General features: G+C 70.0%; 15 protein-coding genes and 1 pseudogene. 9 read left to right on the forward strand and 7 right to left on the reverse strand.

Going from position 1 to position 19,679, the window contains the following annotated elements; all coding sequences use genetic code 11:
- Position 1 precedes the first annotated feature (1 nt).
- The 4 genes from flgL to ACQ859_RS25030 all read left to right on the forward strand — a co-directional run bounded on the left by flgL (position 2) and on the right by ACQ859_RS25030 (position 6,119).
- Positions 2-1,249: a flagellar hook-associated protein FlgL gene (gene flgL / locus ACQ859_RS25015; protein WP_431263236.1), complete on the forward strand. Its 1,248-nt coding sequence runs from the start codon at positions 2-4 to the stop codon at positions 1,247-1,249.
- A 13-nt stretch (positions 1,250-1,262) separates the two neighbouring features.
- Positions 1,263-2,408: an EAL and HDOD domain-containing protein gene (locus ACQ859_RS25020; protein ID WP_431263237.1), complete on the forward strand. Its 1,146-nt coding sequence runs from the start codon at positions 1,263-1,265 to the stop codon at positions 2,406-2,408.
- A gap of 214 nt (positions 2,409-2,622) precedes the next feature.
- Complete coding sequence (locus tag ACQ859_RS25025; RefSeq protein WP_431263238.1) at positions 2,623-5,148, forward strand: sensor histidine kinase; 2,526 nt, start codon at positions 2,623-2,625, stop codon at positions 5,146-5,148.
- Between the two features lie 197 nt (positions 5,149-5,345).
- A complete protein-coding gene (locus tag ACQ859_RS25030; protein WP_431263239.1) occupies positions 5,346-6,119 on the forward strand; it encodes a hypothetical protein in 774 nt (257 codons plus the stop codon).
- 67 nt (positions 6,120-6,186) lie between these two features.
- Here the strand turns inward: ACQ859_RS25030 and ACQ859_RS25035 are convergent, their stop codons facing one another.
- The gene (locus tag ACQ859_RS25035) at positions 6,187-7,548 is read right to left on the reverse strand and encodes a sensor histidine kinase (protein WP_431263240.1); all 1,362 of its coding nucleotides are present in this window, start codon (positions 7,546-7,548) and stop codon (positions 6,187-6,189) included.
- Entirely contained in the window at positions 7,545-8,222 is a 678-nt protein-coding gene (locus tag ACQ859_RS25040; RefSeq protein ID WP_431263241.1) for a response regulator, read from the reverse strand. Before ACQ859_RS25040 ends, ACQ859_RS25035 begins: the two co-directional genes overlap by 4 nt.
- 299 nt (positions 8,223-8,521) lie before the next feature.
- Here ACQ859_RS25040 and ACQ859_RS25045 point away from each other — a divergent pair, with 299 nt between their 5' ends.
- A complete protein-coding gene (locus ACQ859_RS25045) occupies positions 8,522-9,148 on the forward strand; it encodes a response regulator (protein ID WP_431261161.1) in 627 nt (208 codons plus the stop codon).
- 73 nt (positions 9,149-9,221) lie between these two features.
- Here the strand turns inward: ACQ859_RS25045 and ACQ859_RS25050 are convergent, their stop codons facing one another.
- Positions 9,222-10,919 (reverse strand): sensor histidine kinase, encoded by a 1,698-nt coding sequence (locus ACQ859_RS25050; RefSeq protein WP_431263242.1) that lies wholly within the window; start codon positions 10,917-10,919, stop codon positions 9,222-9,224.
- Between the two features lie 254 nt (positions 10,920-11,173).
- On the opposite strand from ACQ859_RS25050, the gene ACQ859_RS25055 reads away from it, so the two are divergent.
- From ACQ859_RS25055 to ACQ859_RS25070, 4 genes and pseudogenes are all read left to right on the forward strand, one after another.
- On the forward strand, positions 11,174-11,557 hold the full coding sequence (locus tag ACQ859_RS25055; protein ID WP_431263243.1) for an Hpt domain-containing protein: 384 nt from the start codon (positions 11,174-11,176) through the stop codon (positions 11,555-11,557).
- Positions 11,554-13,641 (forward strand): annotated as a pseudogene (locus tag ACQ859_RS25060) (putative bifunctional diguanylate cyclase/phosphodiesterase); the annotation flags it as partial. The gene ACQ859_RS25055 and the pseudogene ACQ859_RS25060, both read left to right, overlap by 4 nt.
- Positions 13,642-13,870: 229 nt before the next feature.
- Positions 13,871-15,787, forward strand: a complete 1,917-nt coding sequence (locus ACQ859_RS25065) for a diguanylate cyclase domain-containing protein (RefSeq protein WP_431266652.1) — start codon at positions 13,871-13,873, stop codon at positions 15,785-15,787.
- Positions 15,788-15,914: 127 nt separating this feature from the next.
- Positions 15,915-16,505, forward strand: a complete 591-nt coding sequence (locus ACQ859_RS25070) for a hypothetical protein (protein WP_431263244.1) — start codon at positions 15,915-15,917, stop codon at positions 16,503-16,505.
- Between the two features lie 66 nt (positions 16,506-16,571).
- Here ACQ859_RS25070 and ACQ859_RS25075 read toward each other — a convergent pair whose 3' ends face one another.
- The 4 genes from ACQ859_RS25075 to ACQ859_RS25090 form a co-directional block, all read right to left on the reverse strand.
- The gene (locus ACQ859_RS25075; RefSeq protein ID WP_431263245.1) at positions 16,572-17,087 is read right to left on the reverse strand and encodes a DUF1697 domain-containing protein; all 516 of its coding nucleotides are present in this window, start codon (positions 17,085-17,087) and stop codon (positions 16,572-16,574) included.
- 59 nt (positions 17,088-17,146) lie between these two features.
- The gene (locus ACQ859_RS25080; protein ID WP_431263246.1) at positions 17,147-17,581 is read right to left on the reverse strand and encodes a hypothetical protein; all 435 of its coding nucleotides are present in this window, start codon (positions 17,579-17,581) and stop codon (positions 17,147-17,149) included.
- Positions 17,571-18,140 carry a nucleotidyltransferase domain-containing protein gene (locus ACQ859_RS25085; RefSeq protein WP_431263247.1) on the reverse strand — a complete coding sequence of 190 codons (570 nt, stop codon included), beginning with the start codon at positions 18,138-18,140 and terminating at the stop codon, positions 17,571-17,573. Before ACQ859_RS25085 ends, ACQ859_RS25080 begins: the two co-directional genes overlap by 11 nt.
- Before the next feature lie 145 nt (positions 18,141-18,285).
- Positions 18,286-19,587 (reverse strand): DUF445 domain-containing protein, encoded by a 1,302-nt coding sequence (locus tag ACQ859_RS25090; RefSeq protein WP_431263248.1) that lies wholly within the window; start codon positions 19,585-19,587, stop codon positions 18,286-18,288.
- Between the last annotated feature and the right edge of the window lie 92 nt (positions 19,588-19,679).

Raw genomic sequence — 19,679 nt, forward strand, 5'->3', positions numbered from 1 at the left:
CATGCGACTCTCGACCAACAACATGTTCGACTCCAGCATCGCGACCTTGCAGCGCCGCCAGCAGGAGATGCAGGAAGCGCAGCAGCGCCTGACCAGCGGCAAGCGCGTCGAGAAGGCCAGCGACGACCCGACCGGCGCGGCCCGCGCCGAGCGCGCGCGCACCTCGATCGGACAGGTCGACGCCAGCCAGCGCGCGCTGGACGCCAGCCGCAACAGCATGACGCTGGCCGAAAGCGCGCTGGGCGACGCCAACGAACTGATGCAGCAGATCCGCGAGGCGCTGGTCGCCGCCGGCAACGCCAGCTACAGCGATCCGGAACGCCAGGGCCTGGCCAACAAGGTCCAGGGCCTGCGCGACCAGCTGCTGTCCATCGCCAACCGCACCGACGGCGCGGGCGGCTACCTGTTCTCCGGCCAGGGCACCTCCGGCACGCCCTTCCTCGACAACCCGGTGCAGCGCGACGCGTCGGGCAACCGCACCGGCGGCGGCGTCGGCTTCGAGGGCGTCTCGGGCAGCGTTACGACCGGCAACCTCGAGAACTACCCGCTCAGCGTCGACGGCCGCCAGGCCTGGGAGCAGGCGCGCAGCGGCAACGGCACCTTCGAGACCGGTCCCGCGCCCAACGCCCTGACCGGCAAGGCCTCGACCGGCTACATCGACTCCGGCCGCGTCACCGACCCGGCGCTGATCACGGGCGACAGCTACAGCATCGTCGTCAGCGGCACGGCCCCCTCCCAGACCTACACCGTCTTCAACGAGTCCCAGGGCCACGTGCCGGTCGCCAGCGACAACTACGCCGCAGGACAGACCGTCAAGTTCGACGGCATGGCGATGACGCTCGCCGGCGCGCCGTCCGACGGCGACACCTTCAGCGTCAAGCCGTCGACGGCCGACCTCAAGCTCTTCGAAGTCCTGGACCGCACCATCGAATCCCTCAAGGTCAGCGGCCGCACCGGCCCCGAGATCACGCAGAACAACCTGATGAACCTGCGCGACCTGGACGCGGTGATGGGCAACCTCGCCAACGTGCGCAGCCAGGTGGGCGAGCAGATGAACAACCTCGACGGTTCGGAGTCCCGCCTGCAGACGCTCAAGGTTTACAACAAGGCTGAGCAATCTGCCGCAGAGGATCTGGACATGACCCAGGGCATTTCCGACTTCCAGAATCAGCAGACGGGCTACGATGCGGCGCTGAAGACCTACTCGATGGTGCAGCGCATGTCGCTGTTCCAGTACATCAACACCTGATGCGCCGATCTGCATGAACTCGACACACGCCGTGCTGGGCCAAGTGGCCCTGGGGTACGCGCCCCTGGTTTCCAAGTCCCTCGACATCGAGGCCACCCGCGTCACGGTGTTCGCGCTTCGCCCCGAGGGCACGCCCGACGCCGGCGAGCTGCTGGCCGCGCTCGCCGAGGCCTTCCCGACCAAACCCGTGCTGCTGAACGTGGCGCATGAAGGCCTGCTCAAGGGCTTGCTCGCCGCCGCGCTGCCGGGCAACTTCAAGATCGAAGTCCCCGCCTTCCTGCTGTCCGACGCGGACCTCGCCGCCCAGGCGCAGGCGCGCGGCGCGCTGCTGAAGGGCCGCTCCGACGCGGCCGGCTTCAAGCAGATCGTGCTGGACCTGCAGGAGCTCAGCGGCGGCCCGCTGCCCGCCGGCAAGTCGGTGCTGGTCTCCGGCGCCCGCAACGGCGGCGACTTCAAGCAGGCGCTGGATGCCGGCGCGGCCGGCGTGCTGGGCTGGACCGTGCACGGCGAGTTCGAGGCGCCCGCCGCCCCGGCGGCCCGCAACGACGCGCAGGCAGACCTGCAGGTCATCGTCGAACTGATGTCGCGCGTCGACCAGGGCGAGGACGTCGAGCGCCTGGAGCAGACGCTCAAGCGCGACCCCAGCCTGGCCTTCAAGCTGCTGCGTTACATGAATTCCGCGGCCTTCGGCCTGTCGGTCGAGGTGTCCTCCTTCCGTCACGCCATCATGCTGCTGGGTTACGCCCGCCTGCGCCGCTGGCTGGCGCTGCTGCTGGCCACGGCCAGCAAGGACCACGCGATGCGCCCGGTCATGTTCGGCGCGCTGCGCCGCGGCCTGGTGATGGAAGAGCTGGCCAAGAGCATGACGGACTCCGAAGTCCGCGACGAGATGTTCATCTGCGGCCTGTTCTCGCTGCTGGACCACATGCTGAAGCAGCCCTTCGAAAAGCTGCTGCAGTCCATCCCGGTGCCCGAACGCGTGCGCCAGGCGCTGGTCGACCAGACCGGCCCGTACAAGGGTTACCTGGACCTGGTGCAGGCCATCGAGAACGAATCGGTCTTCGACGTCCGTGCCGCGCTCGACACGCTGATGCTGGGCCCGGACGAAGTGAACGGCGCCGTCCTGCGCGCGCTGAACAAGGCCGCGCAACTCGAGTGATGCGGGCCTTCGGCCCACAGCAACGAGAGGCCTCGCGGCACCGCCGCGAGGCCTTTTTCCATTGCAGTCCTCGGTAGCAGAACCGCAGAAGTAGGACGGCGATGGGGGACGGCAGGTCGCGGGGTTTTGGCCCTTGCGGCCAAGGCCCTGCGACCTGGCGGCCAACGCACCGACCGTCGCAGGTCGGCGCCCTCACCCGGCATAAACTCGGCGCGTGTCCGCCCAACTCCCGCTCGCCTCCCCTGACCTCGACGCCTTGCGCGCGCTGCTGACGGCGCGTGGACTGGCGCTGGCCGACCTGCTGGCTGGATTGTGGGAAGGCCCCTGGCCGGCTTTCGTGCTGGACGCCAAGGGCCAGGTCTTGCTGACCAATGCGCGGCTGCAGGGGCTGATGGGCGGGATCTCGCTCAAAGGTGAGCGCCTGCTGCCCAGCGGCAAGGCGCAGGAGTTGCGCCTGGTCGACGACCAGGGCCGCGACCACCTGCTGCAGGCCTGGGTGCATCCGCTGGAGGGTGGGCTGGGCCTGGCCCTGCTGCAGGACCACAGCACCGAACTCGCTGCCCGGGAACGCGCGGACCGGATGCAGTCGGAGATCGACCAGTGGCTCGACCTCAGTCCGCTGCCTGCGCTGATGCACGACGACCAGGGCCTGCTGCTGCGCTTCAACGGCGCGTTCGCGGCGCTGTGCCGGCGGCTGAGCCCGCAGATGCCCATCAGCCTGCACGAGTTGCCGCCCGAGTGGCGCGACCTGCTGCATGCGAAGGCGCCCGAGTCGGGCCAGGAAACGCACCGCAACGCGCTGCTCGCCCCGCCGGGCGACCGCCGGCGCTGGATCCGCGTGCGCGCGCGCCGGCTGAGCGGCCCGTGGTCCCGGCCGCGCACGCTGGTGATGCTGGAGGACCGCAGCGCGGAGCAGGACCTGGAACTCGCGCAGCAGCAGTTGCAGACGCTGATGGACACGGCCGGCGTGGGGCTGGCGACCTTCCAGGCGGAAGCCGGCTGGTCTCGACCGGGCACCGGCGTGCCGGCACCTCCGCCCATCCCCGGCGACGACGGCATGCGCCCCGCGCCGGCGCTGCAAGGCGTCAACCGCGACATGGTCGAGCCCGAGTCTCGCGCCGAATACGAGAAGCTCCAGCAGGCGCTGAAGCAGGCGACGTCGACGGTCGCGCGTTACGCGGTCCGCCATCCCGAGCATGGCCTGCGCTGGCTGATGACGCGGGTCGAGATCGGCCAGCTGGCCTCGGGCCAGAAGACGACCTCGGTGCTGACCGTCGACATCACCGACCACCATCAGGCGCAGGAGCGCAACGAGCTGCTGCAGCATTCGCTGAACCTGCAGACCGAGCGTGAACGCGCGGTGCTCGATTCGGTGCTGGTCGGCATCGTGACGGTGGGCCGGCAGGGCATCGAATGGATGAACCGCTCGGCGCGACGGATGTTCGGCGGGGACCTGCCTGAATTCGCCGGTCAGCCCATCAGCAGTGTCGCGACCGAGTCGCCGGACCACCCGTTCCGCCAGACGCATTACCTGGACGACCTGCCCGAGGGCCAGGCCGAGACCTTCGAATGCCGCGTCGTCGCCCGCGACGGACGGGAGTTCTGGGTCGTGGGCAACGCGGTGGCGACGGTGGGGCCGGACAGCTCGCGCCAGCTGACCTATGCGCTGCTCGACATCGAACGCCGCCGCCAGGCCGAGGCGCAGAGCCAGCAGGCGCAGGCCTCGCTGCACCGGATCATCGAGGCCGCCCCCATCGCCATCAGCCTGCACGACGCGCGCACGCTGCAGGTCCGGCAGATCAACCAGGCCGCCGCGGCGCTGGCCGGCCGGCCGGAGGAAGAGCTTCTCGGCGCGAGCCTGGAGGCGCTCTTCGGCAGCGGCGACGAGGCGGAGACGATCCGCTCGGACATGGAGTTCGCGCTGCAGAGCAGCGAGGTGCTGCAGCGCGAGTACCGGCTGACGGTGAGAGGACAGGCGCGGATCTGGGACGCCCGGCTGCTGCATCTGGCGGGCGTCAACGACGCCAGCGGCGAACTGGAGCCGGAACAGCTGCTGCTCGTCGCCACCGACGTCACGCAGCAGCGCGCGCAGGAAGCCGCGCGGCTGGAAGCGGCGATCGCGCAGCGCGAGCTGCTGGTGCGCGAGGTCCACCACCGCATCAAGAACAACCTCCAGGGCGTGGCCGGGCTGTTGCAGCAGATCGCGGCGCGACGGCCGGAGGTGCGCACGGTGATCAACGAGGCCGTCGGCCAGGTCCAGGCGATCGCGCAGGTCTACGGGCTGCAGGTGGGCATGTCGGGGCCGCTGCGGCTGCGCAAGGTGGTCGAGGCGGTCATGGGTTCGGTGCAGCGCATGTTCGGGCGCGAGATCCTGGTCGACATCGACGGCACGATGGCCGAGCAGTCGCACCGCTGGGGCCTGCCGGAAGCCGAGGCGATCCCGATCGCGCTGACACTCAACGAGCTGTTCACCAATGCGGTGAAGCACGGCGGCGAGACGCCGGTGCGCTGCGAACTGCGCTTCGACCCCGAGCAGGTGGTGCTGCGCATCATCAACCAGGGGCAGTTGCCGGCGGGCTTCGACCTCGCGCAGGTGCGCGGCGGCGTGTCGGGCCTGGGCCTGGTGCGCGCGCTGCTGCCGCGCCGCAGCGCGCTGCTCGGGCTCACGCAGGAAGACGATCAGGTCGTCTGCGAACTCAGCCTCTGGCCGCCCGGGGTGCAATTGCTGGAAGCGCTCTAGCGCGGGGCCTGCCAATCTACGGCGCGCAGGTTGTCCCAACATTGCCTGCGCCGCATCCGGATCGATGTCGAACCCCGGGCCGGGGGCATCCCGCGCGAGGCAACGTTGACGCAATGTCGCGTCGATAGCCTGCGCGGCTTTTCCACTGCCTCGGACACACGATGAAGCGAACCGATCGATTCCCACGATCCGCAGGGATGCTCGCCCACGCCCTCGCCCCCGTAATCGCCCCCGCACTCGCACTCGCTCCCGCATTGACAGGCCCCGCGCACGCCCAGGAGTTCAACGCCGTCGACCGCATCAGCCTGGCCGCGGGGGTCTATCACATGCGCCCCACGCTCAGCGCACGCGGTGCATCGTCCGATGGCAAGGCGAGCATCTCGTCCTTCTCCGGCAACAGTGTCAATCTGCCGCGCCTCCAGCTCGACCTCCGACTGTTCGAACGGCAGGGGCTGTCCTTCGACTACTACCGCTATGGTCGTTCGGACCGGTTCACCGGCTTCGACGCCGATGGCGCGCTGAGCTCGAAGCTGGAATTCGGCAAGGCGTCCTACCGCTGGTGGTTCGGATCGGGTGACGTGGCCATGGGCGTCGGCGCCGGCGCGAGCTACTACAAGGCGAGCACGCGGACGCGCGCCACGTTCAATGCGCAGGACGGCAGCGGCACCTCGCTGGACGTCCAGGGCAGCCAGGGAAAGCTGGCACCGTTCGGGGAAGTAGGTCTGCGCTATGCGTTCGGGCCGGACGCCCGCCTCTTCGCCGACGCCTCGGGCGCCTGGAGGAACACGGGGGGCCGTCGGGACAGCATCCTGAATGCCGCCATCGGCGCCGAGTGGTTCCCGCTCCAGAACGTGGGCGTGACCGCGGCGTACAACTTCAGCGACTTCAAGATGAAGCACCGCGACGACGTCGGCACTTTCCTTAACCTGCGGATCTCGGGCACGTCGATCGCCGTGAAGCTGAGGTTCTGAGCGACCCGGGTCCTGCGGGACCGGGCCGTATGGGGCAGGTCATGTGGGGCAGGCTATGTGGGGCAGGTCATGCGGCCCCGGCCTGCAGCTCCAGCTGGACCACGAAGGACGCCCCACCGGCCGGGCTCTGGCCCACCACGACGCGCCCGCCGTGCCAGGTGACGATCTCCTCCACCAGATGCAGGCCCAGCCCGTGGCCCGGGGCGCTGGCGTCGCCGCGGACGAAGGGGCGGAAGATCTCTCCGCGCTCCGCGGCGGCCACCCCGTCGCCCTCGTCGGACACCTCCATGAAGCCGTGACGCCCGTCGCTGCGGACGGTCACGACGACGGTGCCCGGGCTGCCGCCGTGAACGAGGGCGTTCTGGACCAGGTTGGTCAGCGCCCTCGTCAGGGACGCGGCCTGGCCTTTCACGCAGACGGCGCGCCCGGGCGCTTCCAGCACCAGGTCATTGCCACGCGTCAGCGCCAGCGGCGCCATGTCGGACACCACCTCGCGCGCCACCTCGCACAGGTCCACCGCGGTCGTGTCCGGCGTCTCTCCGCGCAGGCGCTGCAGGTCCAGCAACTGCTCCGCCAGCGTCGTCAGACGGCTCAGGTCGGTCAGCAGCGTCGTCTTGATCGGATGCGGCGGCATGCCTTCCACCCGGGCCATCAGCACGGCGATCGGGATGCGGATCTCATGCGCGGCGTCGCGCAGGAAACGCCCTCGCGCCTGATGCTCGACCTTGATCCGGTCGAGCGCCTCGTTGAACGCGCGGATCAGCGGCCGGATCTCGCGCGGCACGGTGTCCTCGGCCAGATGCGCCGTGTGATCGGTGAGTTCCAGCGACGCCGCCTGGCGCACGACCTCGTGCAGCCCCCGCGTGGCCCGCCAGATGGACCAGGGGATCGCGACGGCGGACAGCGCGATCAAGGGCAGCGCGAACCACGAGGTGAAGAACAGCGCGAGCAGCCCCGTCGTGCGCTGGAACGTCGCGGGCGCGCCGCCGCCGGCCATCAGCAGCACGCGCCTGCCGCCGATGTCGAGGGTCTCGACGCGCATCGACAGCTCGGGCCGCGCGGGACCGGCCGTCAGCTCCGCGGGGTCGAAGGCCCGCATCGCCGTCACCAGGCTCCCCAGCTCGGGCGGCGGCGCACCATGGGACAGGCTCCGTCCCGCATCGTCCCGGACGATCCACCACAGCTTGGGGTTCTCGGCGACGAGGGCCGCGACCTTGGCGCGGTCGGTGACCACCGGCCCCTCGGCGCCGACGGCGATCGATGCGGCCAGATCGTCGGCGATCATCTTGTTCACGAAGCCGGCGGTCCTGTCGGTGATCAGGAAGACCAGCCCCGTCGCACCCAGCACCATCGCCAGACACTGCGTGATGGCCAGCGAGACCAGCAGCCGGATCGTCAGGGATGGGCCCTTGCGGAACAGCCTTTTCATCCCAGCGCCCGCAGCAGGTAGCCCACGCCGCGCACCACGGCGATCTCCACGTCGGCCCGGGCTTCCTCCAACGCCTTGCGCATCTTGGAGATGTGCGCGTCCAGGGCGTTGGACTGGATGTCATCGTCGATGCCGTAGACGGCTTCACGCAGCGCCTCGCGGCGCACGGTGCGCCCCTGGCGGTAGATGAGCGCCTCCAGGATCAGCAGCTGGCGACGCTGCAGCCGGAGCGGCTCGCCGCCCGCCACGCGCACTTCCTGCGTGTTGAAGTCGAAGCTCAGCCGCCCGATCGTGGCCTGGGTCAAGGCCGGCGTCGCCGGACGTCGCGCGACGGCGCGCAGCCGGGCCAGCAGTTCGTCGACGGCCACCGGCTTGACGACATAGTCGTCCGCGCCGACGTTCAGTCCCTCGACCCGGTCGAGCACTTCCCCGCGCGCGGTCAGCAGGATGATGGGCAGCCCCGGCGTGATCGCCCTCGCGGCGGCGATGAAGTCGACCCCGTCGCCATCGGGCAACGCCCGGTCCAGCAGCAAGGCGTCGTGCACGCCCAGGCGCAGGGCGCTGTCCGCCGTCGCGAGGGAATGGACGGCGTCGATGACCAGACCATGGCGCTCCAGCGCGGTGCGCAGGGCCTGGGACAGGGGGAGGTCATCCTCGACAAGCAAGACTCGCATGAACGCTCGCACCGGCGTGAAGGGGCCGTCATGCTAGGCCTCCGGCCGCGATCCGAGGGATCGCCCCGCCGTGGTGCAGGGAGTTAATGTTCGGACAATCCTTCTTCCTCGCGCCCCACGGGGTCACTTGTGACCACCCGAAACCGGGGTCCGGCCCCGGCAGACCCGGCCTCGGCATTTCGGTGACAATCCTGGGTCCCCCATCGATTGGGGTTGGCCTTGGTGGTCGAGGTGGCCTGGATGGTCTTGATGGCCTTGATGGCCTTGATGGCCTTGATGGCCTTGGATTCGGGAGCAGCGTGAGCAGCTTGGATGGCGTGAGCAAGGACGTGGGCGCGAGCGGCAAGGGCCGCATCCTGGTCGTGGACGACGACCGGCTGGTGCTCGCCACCCTGACGCACGGCCTCGCGCAGGCCGGGTACGAGGTGCTCGACGCCGACAACGGCGACGACGCGATCCTCATCGCCCGCCAGCACCGGCCCGATCTGGCGCTGCTCGACATCCGCATGGAAGGCATGACCGGCTTCGACGTCGCCGGCTACCTGCGCGACTACCTGCAGCTGCCCTTCATGTTCCTGTCGGCCTTCGCCGACGAGGCCACCGTGGCCAAGGTCAAGGAACTGGGCGCGCTCGCCTACCTGGTCAAGCCGCTGGACATCCACCAGATCGTCCCCGCCGTCGAGGCCGCCTTCGCCAACCGGCCCGCCCGCACCGTCGCGGCGCCGCCCGCGCCGGCCGTCGATTCGACCTCGTCGCTCGAAGTCGTCGAGGCGATGGCCCTGGGCGTGCTGATGCACCGCTATTCGCTGACCCGCGCGCAGGCGCTGTCGCGTCTGGAGCGCATGGCCGCGGAGCAGTCGATCGAGACCGGGGAGCAGGCCCGGCGCATCGTCGAGGCCGTCGAACAGCTGGCGCTCGGCAGCTGATCCCGCCGGCGGTCCCCGCCGCCGCGGACACGATGCCGGCAGGCACGCCGACAACAGCGCCGGCCATCCGGCTTCAGTTCGGCAGCGTGAAGTAGAAGCGGGCGCCCTGCCCGACTTCGGACTCGGCCCAGATGTCGCCACCGTGCCGGCGCACGATGCGCCGCGCCGAGGCCAGTCCCACGCCGGTGCCCTGGAAATCGCTCGCGCTGTGCAGCCGCTGGAACACGCCGAAGAGGCGGTCCGCGAAACGCATGTCGAAGCCCGCGCCGTTGTCGGTGACGACGAACACGCGTTCGCCCTGGCGCTGCTCGGACTCGAAGCGGATCTCGGCGTGGTCACGCTTGCCGCTGTACTTCCACGCGTTGCCGAGCAGGTTCTCCAGCACCATGCGCAGCAGCGTCGGATCGCCCTGCACGCGCAGGCCCGACTGCACCTGGGCATCGACCGCCCGGGTCGGCGCGCCGCGGCGGAGCTCGTCGACGACCTGCGAGGCCAGCAGCGACAGGTCGACCGTCTCGTGCCGCAGCGCCTGCGACGACAGGTGGGACAACGCCAGCAGCGAGTCGATCATGCTGTGCATCCGCGCCGACGCGCCGAGCACCCGATCCAGGTGGTCGTTGCCGGCGCGGTCCAGCAGCCGGCCGTAGTCTTCCTTGAGGATGCGGGTGAAGCCTTCGACCACGCGCAGCGGCGCGCGCAGGTCGTGCGACACGGTGTAGCTGAACGAGGCCTGGTCCGCCCGTGCCTGTTCCGCCGCCTGCATGGCCAGCGCGGCCGGCACCGTCTCGACTGCGCCCTGCGGCCACAGGCTCAGCAGCGTGGCGCCGCCGTGCGGCAGCGCCGTCAGGCACAGCCACCAGGCGCCGCAGGCGCTGCCGGACTGAAGGTCGGGCTGCGCCAGGGCCTGGCGGAGCTCCTCGGGCAGGCGCTCCTCGCAGGCGCGCCAGAGCTGGCCCCGCGCTTCCGAGCCGCCCATCATCTGCGCGGCGGCATCGTTGAAATCGATCAGGCGCGTGGCGGCGCCCGTGCTGCCGACTGCTCCGGCGGCCGTCCCCTGGCCGGCGCCATTGCTCAGCAACCAGGCCGGGCCGGGCAGCGCCTGCAGCCAGTCGGTGGCGGCAGGGGCGGCATCCGCCAGCGCCGTGGCGTCCGTCGCCGGCGTCTCGTCGAGCACGCGCGCCGCGCCGAGGTACCCGGCGAAGCGGCCCGCCGCGTCCGTCGTCGCCTGCCCGCGCAACTCCCAGCGCCGGCCCTGGCCGTCGACCACGCGCAGGCGGTCGAAGCTCTGCCCGGGCTCGACCTGCCCGCGCAGGTCCGGAACCGGCGCCTCCGCCGACACCCCGTTCGCGTCGGACACCGGCTGGAAGCGCTCCCACAACCGTTGCGTCACCGCGCCGTTCATCGCCGTGCCGGCCCAGCTCGACGCGGGCGCGCCCTGGGGCGCCTGCCAGCGGATCAGGTGGTGCTGGGCGTCGGTCTGCCAGAGCCAGTCCGGCTGCAGCTGCGTCAGCGATTGCGCCTGCTGGCGGCTCTCGCGCAGCAGCTCGCCGAACTGCGCCCGCGCCAGCCGCACCGCCAGGTGCCAGGTCAGCGCGGCCACGAAGATCATCAGCGCGGCGCCCGCCATCACGGCGGTCAGCACCAGGCCGGGTCCGCTGGGCTCGAGGTTGAGCGCCAGCAGCAGGAGCAGGACCACGACCGCCAGCCCCAAGGCCAGCGCGGCTCCCTTCCATGGCCGACGGCGCGCGGCGGCTTCCCCCAACCTGTTCATGCGGACCATTGTAGGCAGGCAACTGCTGGCCCCCGGACCTCGAACACGGGTGGGGAGACCCTGCGCTTCGCCTCAGGCGGCATGGATGCGACACCCACCCCAGGACTTACCCCGAGCGGCGTCTCCAAGAACACCAGAATTGACTGCTTTTTCGCACGCTCGCATCCTTGCGGTGAACGACAATGGTCTGCAACTCCGCGTGGAACCACCCGCGGCGCCATGATCAGAAGATGTCACCAGACTACGCCACGACCATGCCCTCCCGGACGCAGCCCGAACCCGCCGTGCTGGACGACCAGGCCCTCGCCCGTCTGCGCGAGCTGGACCCGGAGGGTGTGAACCATCTGCTGGAGCGTGTCGTGGCCGCCTTCCTGAAATCGCTGGACCAGCAGGAGCAGGTGCTCGCGGCGGGCCGCGACGCGCCGCGCGACCTGAACGCGCTGCGCCACGTGGCGCATACCTTGAAGTCGGCCGCGGCCAGCCTGGGCGCCACGGCGCTGTCGCAGCGCTGCGCCGAGATCGAGGGCCTGGCCCGCGCCGGCCGCGAGGACGGCCTGGCCGACCTGATCGGGACCGTGCAGGACGACATCGCCGCCGCCCGTCTCGCCATGCAGCAACTGGTGCGACCCGCACGATGAGCCGCGTCGTGAAGGAAGGTGAACTGATCGAACGGCCGCGCGTCCTGCTGGTGGACGACGACCCGGTCAACCTGATGCTGAGCGAGGCCGCGCTGCAGGAGCACGGCTTCGAGGTCACCGCGCTGAGCGGCGGGCTGCAGGCGCTGCAGCTGGTGACGCAATGGACGCCGGAACTCATCGTGCTGGACGCGCTGATGCCGGAGCTCGACGGCTTCGAGACCTGCGAGCGGCTGCGCGCCATGCCGGGTTTCGAGAACGCCCCGATCCTGATGCTGACCGGCCTCGACGACGAGGCCTCGATCAACCGCGCCTACCAGGCCGGCGCGACCGACTTCTTCGTCAAGTCCACCCAGTGGCGGCTGCTGGCCGGCCGGCTGCGCTACATGCTGCGCAGCTCGCGCACGCGCCAGGAACTCGAGCGCAGCAAGTCCAAGCTGGCCCGCGCGCAAGACCTGGCCCGCATGGGCAGCTTCGAGTGGCAGACCGGCCACGGCTTCAAGCTGGCCAACGAGGCGCTGCGCGTCTTCGGCCGCGGGCCGATCGATCCGCTGGACTTCATCGGCGTGATGCGCATGGTGCCGCGCGAGGAGCGCCTGCTCTTCATGCGCCTGCTGCGCGACGTCGTCGCCCACAACTCGGTGCTGGTGACCGACCTGCCGTTCACGCTGCTGGACGGCCGCAAGCGCGTCATCCACATCGAGGCCGAGCCCGAGTTCAACGAGCACGGCAACGCCTGCGGCTACACCGGCGTCATCCAGGACGTGACCGACCGCCGCATGGCCGAGGACCGCATCCGCGAGCTGGCCAACTTCGACGCGCTGACCGGGCTGCCCAACCGTCGCCAGCTGATGTGGCGCGCCGAGCGCGCGATCGAGGCCGGCCGCCGCATGGGCCACGAGGTCGGCCTGCTGCTGATCGACCTGGACCGCTTCAAGGTGATCAACGACACCCTGGGCCACGCCGCCGGCGACGACCTGCTGATGGAAGTCGGCCGCCGCCTGCGCTCTTGCGTGCGCCACAGCGACCAGGTGATGGAAGGGATGCTGGAGTCGGTGGGCACGCGCTCGCACCGCACGCTGGAGGCCGTGGGCCGCCTGGGCGGCGACGAGTTCGTCGCGCTGCTGCCCGAGGTCGGCGACGAGAGCGATGCCGAACGCGTCGCCGAACGCGTGCTGGAAGCGCTGCGCGAGCCGATCTTCATCGCCGGCCAGGAATGCTTCGTGACCGCGTCGGTGGGCATCTCGCTCTACCCGCGCGACGGCCTGACGATGGCCGACCTGCTGCGCAACGCCGACGTGGCGATGTACGCGGTCAAGAACCAGGGCCGCAACGCGTCGGCGCTGTATTCGCCGATGCTGGCGGGCCGCGGGCGCGAGAAGCTCGAGCTCGAATCGGCGCTGCACAAGGCGATCGAGCGCGACGAGCTGGTGCTGCACTACCAGCCCAAGATCGACGTCCGCACCGCCCGCATGGTCGGCGCCGAGGCGCTGATGCGCTGGCGCCGCGGCAACACGCTGGTGCCGCCGGGCGAGTTCATCCCGCTGGCCGAGGAAACCGGCCTGATCGTGCCGCTGTCCGAATGGGCGCTGCGCGAGGCCGCGCGCCAGGCCAAGGTCTGGCAGCTGAATTTCGGCTTCAGCGAGTCGATCGCGGTGAACCTGCCGAACCGGCTGTTCGAGCGTTCGGACCTGGTCGAGCACATCCACCAGTTCGTCAGCCAGTGGGGCGTGCCGCACCGCGCGATCCAGCTCGAGATCACCGAGACCGGCCTGATGAAGGACCTGCAGAGCGTGATCCCGTCGCTGCACCGGCTCAACGAGGTCGGCGTCGAGATCTCGATCGACGACTTCGGCACCGGCTACTCGTCGCTGGCCTACCTGACGACGCTGCCGATCTCCGAAGTGAAGATCGACCGCAGCTTCGTGCGCGACCTGGGCATCACGCCGCAGAGCTCGGCGGTGGTCACCGCGATCATCGCGCTGGCCCGCTCGCTGGGCCTGCAGGTCATCGCCGAAGGCGTCGAGACGCTGCGGCAGATGGAAGTCCTGAGACGGCTGGACTGCAGCCTGATGCAGGGCTTCCTGTTCAGCAAGCCGCTGCCGCCGGACGACCTGGAGCGCTGGCTCGCGCAGACCGTGCTGCCGCGCAAGGCCCCTGGATCCTGCCGACGTCCGACGCCGGCGAAGACCTTCCGACACGCTGAGCCCGGTCCCGGCCGCGAGCGTCAGCGCCCTCCCCCGCATTCACCGAGTCCCGACCGATGCCGCAGCAGCCCCCGCTCTCCTGGCAAAAGCGGCCCTGCGCCGGCTGGCGCTGGACAAGCTGGAACCCACCCCCGAGAACTACGCCCGCGCCTACGCGCAGGAGTCCGGCGAGCCCGCCCGCGGCGGCGCGGGCACGCAGCTGCCCGAGCGCGCGCAGGGCTCCGTCGCCCGGCTGCTCGGCCTGGCGGTGCCCGATCCGCAGCAGCGGCAGGGCTTCGCGATGCAGGTGCGCGACGGCAAGTGGGACGAGCTCCAGCGCGCGCTGGAGGCGCTGCAGCAGACGCACGGCCCCGGCGCCCAGGCGGAGCAGTTGGCGCAGCTGATCGAACGGATGATGCGCGGCCTGGAACGCGGCGGCCGGCAATGGACGCTGGCGCGCAAGAAGGACGGCGTGCTGCGCGTGCTGCAGAGCAACCGCAGCGACCCGCAACGACTGACCCTGCGCTTGAAGCAGCTGGTGGCGAGCTGGGACAGCGACGTCGGCGATTCGCGCGTCGAGACGCAGCCGGCACCGCTGGATGAACTGCCGTCGACCGTCGGCACCGGTGCCGCGCGCGGCGCGGCGGCCGCGCAGGACGAGGACGATGAGGACGACGAGCGCTCCGGCACGCCGACGCAGTTCTTCACCGACGAGGAGATCGCCCAGCCGCCCGCCGAGGCCGGCGCGGCGGCGGCGCCCAATGCCGAAGGCGGCCGCTACGGCTCGCTGGACACGCTGATGGGCGGCCCGGCCACCGCTGCCGATGCGGCCGCGGAGCCCGCCGGCCCCGGCCTGCTCTCCTGGCCCGAGGTCGGCACGCACCTGAACGGCACCGTGCGGCACGCGCTGCGCTCGGACGACGCGCGCGCGCAGGAACTGATCGACGAACTGGGCGTGGCTCACGCGGAACTCGTCCGCGACGGCGCGACGCCCGAGCGCGCGGCGCAGATGGATGCGCTGTGCATCCGCGCGCGGCGCTGGCTGGACCACCGCAACCACGCGTTCACCGAGCTGGGCAAGCTCTGCGGCGAGCTGACCGGCAGCCTCACCGACCTGGCCGAGGACGACTCCTGGGCGCAGGGCCAGTGCGAGGCGATGAGCCAGACGCTGGCGCAGGGGCTGACGGCGCGCAGCGTGCGCTCGGTCAGCGAGCTGCTGCACAGCACGCGCGAGCGCCAGCACAGCCTGCGCGAGGAGCGCGGCCGGGCCCGCGACGCGCTCAAGGGCCTGATCAACCGGATGCTGCAGGAGCTCGGCGAGCTCGGCCAGCACACCGACCGCTTCAGCGACAGCGTCGGCAAGTACGCCACCGTGATCGAGCAGGCGGACTCGCTGGAGAGCCTGGCGGGCGTGGTGCGCGAGATGGTCGAGGAAAGCCGCAGCGTGCAGTCGCTGGTGCAGAACACGCAGGGGCGGCTGCGCGACGAGCACGACCGCGCGACGCAGCTCGCCGGACGCGTCGAGGAGCTGGAAGGCGAATTGCGCCGGCTGTCCAGCGAGGTCCAGACCGACCAGCTGACGCAGGTGGCCAACCGGCGCGGCCTGATCGCGACCTTCGAGACCGAACGCGCCAAGCTCGAGCGCGACCCCAAGCCGCTGGCGCTGGCGCTGCTGGACATCGACAACTTCAAGAAGCTCAACGACAACCTCGGCCACGCGGCCGGCGACGAGGCGCTGAAGGCGCTGGCGTCGCGGGTGTCGGGGCTGCTGCGTCCCGGCGACAAGGTCGGCCGCTGGGGCGGCGAGGAGTTCGTGCTGATCCTGCCCGAGGCGCCGCTCGAGGAGGCGCAGGCGGTGCTGCTGCGGCTGCAGCGTTCGCTGTCGGCCAGCCTGTTCATGCACGAGGGGCGCGACGTGTTCGTCACCTTCTCGGCGGGCGTGACGCTGTTCCGCTCGGGCGAGACGATGGAGCAGGCGCTGGACCGCGCCGACGAGGCGCTCTACGAGGCCAAGCGCACCGGCAAGAACCGGGCGTGCGTCGCCTGAGGCGCATGATGCGTCCGGGGTGGGACGCCCGGAACCGTTGACACGGCGGGCCTGAGGCCCGCCGTTGTGCTTCAGCCGTTCGCCGTCGATCGCACCGCGAGGCGGCGCCCCTTGAGGAGCCCGACCGATGGACCACGCCGCGATCGATCCGACCCAGTTCATCCACATCCGGATGGTGCTGAGCATGGTGGTCAGCCTGTCGATCGCGCGGCTGCTGTCGGGGCTGGCGAAGTTCGTGCAGCACCCGGGCCGGCTGAAGGTCGACGGCGTCCACCTGCTGTGGGCGCTCTACATGATGGTGACGCTCATCCACTTCTGGTGGTGGGAGTTCGCGCTGAGCCGCGTGGGGCCGTGGCACTTCCTGCAGTTCGTCTTCGTGGTCGGCTACAGCGCGGTGCTGTACCTGCTGTGCGCGATCCTCTTCCCCGACGACATCGCCGAGTACGCCGGCTACCGCGACTACTTCCAGTCGCGGCGGCGCTGGTTCTTCGGCATCCTGGCGTTCACGCTGCTGCTGGACGTCGCGGACAGCGCGCTCAAGGGCACGGCGCACCTGCAGGACCTGGGCACCGCCTACGGCGTGAAGACCGCGGGCGCGATCGTGCTCTGCGGCGTCGCCGCGCTGGTCACCAGCCGGCGCGTCCAGTGGGCGCTGGTGCTGGTCGCGCTGGCCGTGCAGCAGTGGTGGATCCTGCGGCTCTACAACGTGCTGTCGTGAACCCTCGTCGAGCGCCGCCGTCGCGCGCCGCCACCAGCTTTCGCCGCGCGCTGACTGGGCTCGGCTTCAGGCCTTGATGCACTTGCGCACCGTGTCCACGGTGCGCGTCGTGATCTGCTTGCCGAAGGTCTTCTCCAGCATGGTCATGAACAGCGGGCCCGTCTCGTTGGGCAGGTAGTGGCTGTAGACCTCGACGCCCTCGAGCTTGCAGATGGCGGCGCCCTCGCTTTCGAACGGCAGCACGACCTGACCCTCGTGCGGTCTCTTGAGGAAGGTGATCAGCTGCTTGGCCGCGGCCGGCGGATGGAACGCGGCGTGGTGGTCGGCGTCGACGATTCTTGCAAGGTGCTCGACCGGCCGCACCGTGGTCCCGAAGGTCTTGCCCAGCGTATCGGTCATCGCCTGCTCGGCGACGCGCTCGAGCTCGTCGACCGGCGCGCCGGGATGGTCGAAGACGACGTTGCCACTGGAGATCACCGTCTTCACCCGCGTGAAGCCGGCGGCCTCGAACGCACGGATCAGGTCCGGCATCCGGGCGTTCATCGGACTGACACCGCGGAGGAAGGCGACGTAACGGGGCATGGCGAGGTCCGGGATGAGCTGAGGATCGCCGGAGTCTACGGGGCCGCGAGGCGCCACTGCTACGTCCGCGCGGGAAGGAGTGACAACAGCGCCGGGATGACACGCGCCATCAGCGCGAGCGCCTCATCGACATCCTGGGATGTCGCGGGGACGCCTTGGTATTGATCGTTCCTCAGATCACGGATCGCATCGAGTTGGTCGAAGACGCTTGCGGACAGCTCGGCATAGGCGCAGGCCGCTTCCAGCGCCTGGACATGATGACCGTCCGCGGAGGTGCAGCGCCATCCCTTCGAGCACAGCAACGCAAAACTCAGGTTGAGGATCGCGTCGTAAGCGGCGCCGAGCCGCGTCGTGTTGGAGTTCTCCGCACGGAGCGAGTCGGCCACCTTGCCCTCGGAGATCGTGATCCAGCCCTTGATGGAACTGACGTTGAACGGTGCCTTGCGGAAGACCTTGCTGCCTTCCTTGTAGAAATCCTCTGGCTTACGGAGCATGCAGCGATCCTTTGAGCTCGATGGTCGGATGACCGAGGATGTCGAGCACAAAGGGGTTGCGATCGTCGCGTGCTTGGCGCCAATCCTCGGGCGTGTAGACCAGCACATTGACCGCCCGTTTCAACGCGCGCCCGGCTGGTTTGAAGTGAGCCTGAGCTTGAAGGCGCGAGAGATCGGGGGTTAACACGAGAAGATCAATATCGCTGTCGGAATGCATGTCTGCGCGTGCCGCTGACCCGAACAAGGCAGCGACCTCCACCTGGCCTTTGATCGTCGCGAGATGGTCGCGCATCACGCGGACAAGCTCGCTGTCCTGCATCACCAGCGCGCGCAACGGCGCAAGCGCCGGATCGGAGGAGGCCTGGAAGACAGGCAGGCCCCGAACAGCCTTGCGATCGACCAAACCAACCTCGGCCCATCGACGAAGCCAACGCGAGGCGTTGCTCGGGTCGATCTCCGCGGCGGCGGCCAATTCACGCGTGCCGAACTCGCGTTCGGACTGCTCATAGAGACAACGAAGCGCGCGGTAACGCGCCGCGCCGCCGACCAATTCGTTCATCAATGACGTGTTCACAGCTGAAAACCCGTGGCAACCGATGTTGCCGATTAGGCCACAAGCGATGCGTGATCAACAACGAATGATGCCTATTGAGCAACATCTGTTGCCGATTCGGCCACAGCCGACGCCAAACATGTGGCGTCCTTCAGCGCTGCGCCAGGATCGTCACCGCGTAGAGCAGCAGGCCGATGACCCCGCCCACCAGCGTTCCGTTCAGGCGGATGAACTGGAGGTCGCGCCCGACGCTGAGCTCGATCTGCCGCACGAGGCTGCGGTCGTCCCAGGCCTTGACCGTCGACGCGATGTGGCGCGTGATGCCTTCGCGCATGCTGCCGACCATGCGGCCCGCGGCGGACAGCACGTGCTCGTTGATCGCCTGCACGAGCGAGGGATCGCGGCTCAGCCGGTCGCCGAGCGCCGCCAGCGACTGGTCCAGATGCCGCATCAGCACCGAGTCCTCGCGGCGCAGGTCCTGCTCGAGGGTCGCGCGGACCTCCGTCCACACGCCGTCGAGGTAGGCGCGCACGTCGTCGCTCTGCACGACGCGGTCCTTCATCGCGTTGACCTCGCGCGCGAACTCGGGGTCCTGGCGCAGGCGCTCGATGAATTCGAGGATCCAGGCATCGAACTGCCGGCGCACCGAGTGGTCGGGCTGAGAGAGCGCGGTCTGCACCTCCTCGACCAGCTGCAGCGCGAGCTTGTCGGACAAGCTGTCGGCCATCTTGTCGACGTTGGCGATGGTGTCGACCAGCTTGATCGCCTTCGGCCACTGGGTGCTCGCGAACTTCACCAGCCGCGCGGCGACGAGCGCCCTCACCTCCGGCGTGGCCAGGTAGTCGCGCAGCTTGGACAGCGCGCCGTCGAGCACGTCCTGATGGCGGCCCGACTTGGTCAGCACGTCCAGCACGGACGCGGCCGTGCCGGTGGCGTTCCAGGACAGCGCGCGGGCGACGAGGAACTCGCCGATGGCGCGGCGCACGGCCTGCTCGTTGAGCAGCGAGAGCGCCTCGACGGCCATCGTGCGGACGGAGCCGGTCACCTGCGCGAGGTTGACCGGCTCGCGCAGCCACTGGCCGAGGCGCTCGGCGGGGTTGAGGACCTGCAGCTTCTCGAGCAGGACCTCGGGATGGAGGAAGTTGTCGCGGACGAACTCGGCGAGGCTGTCGGCGATGCGGTGCTTGCCCTGCGGGATGAGCGCGGTGTGCGGGATCGGCAGACCCAGCGGATGGCGGAACAGCGCGACGACGGCGAACCAGTCGGCCAGGCCGCCGATGGCGGCGGCCTCGCAGAAGGCCTTGAGCCAGGCCCACAAGCCCTGGGCGCCCATGACGAGGCTGACGATCAGGCCGGCGAGCGACGCCAGCAGGCAACCCAGCGCCACCCGCTTCATGCGGCGCAGGTCGGCGGCACGGGGATCGGAAGTTTCTGGCGGGCGGGTCAAGGGCATCGGCGAAGGGCGGCAGATTCGGTGCCTGAACGAGCTCGGGGAACTCTATCAAAGCGCACGTCGGCTTCCACGCCGGAGCGGGGCGCCCCTCC

Source organism: Roseateles chitinivorans (assembly GCF_050632235.1).
Classification (GTDB): Bacteria; Pseudomonadota; Gammaproteobacteria; order Burkholderiales; family Burkholderiaceae_C; genus Roseateles; species Roseateles chitinivorans_A.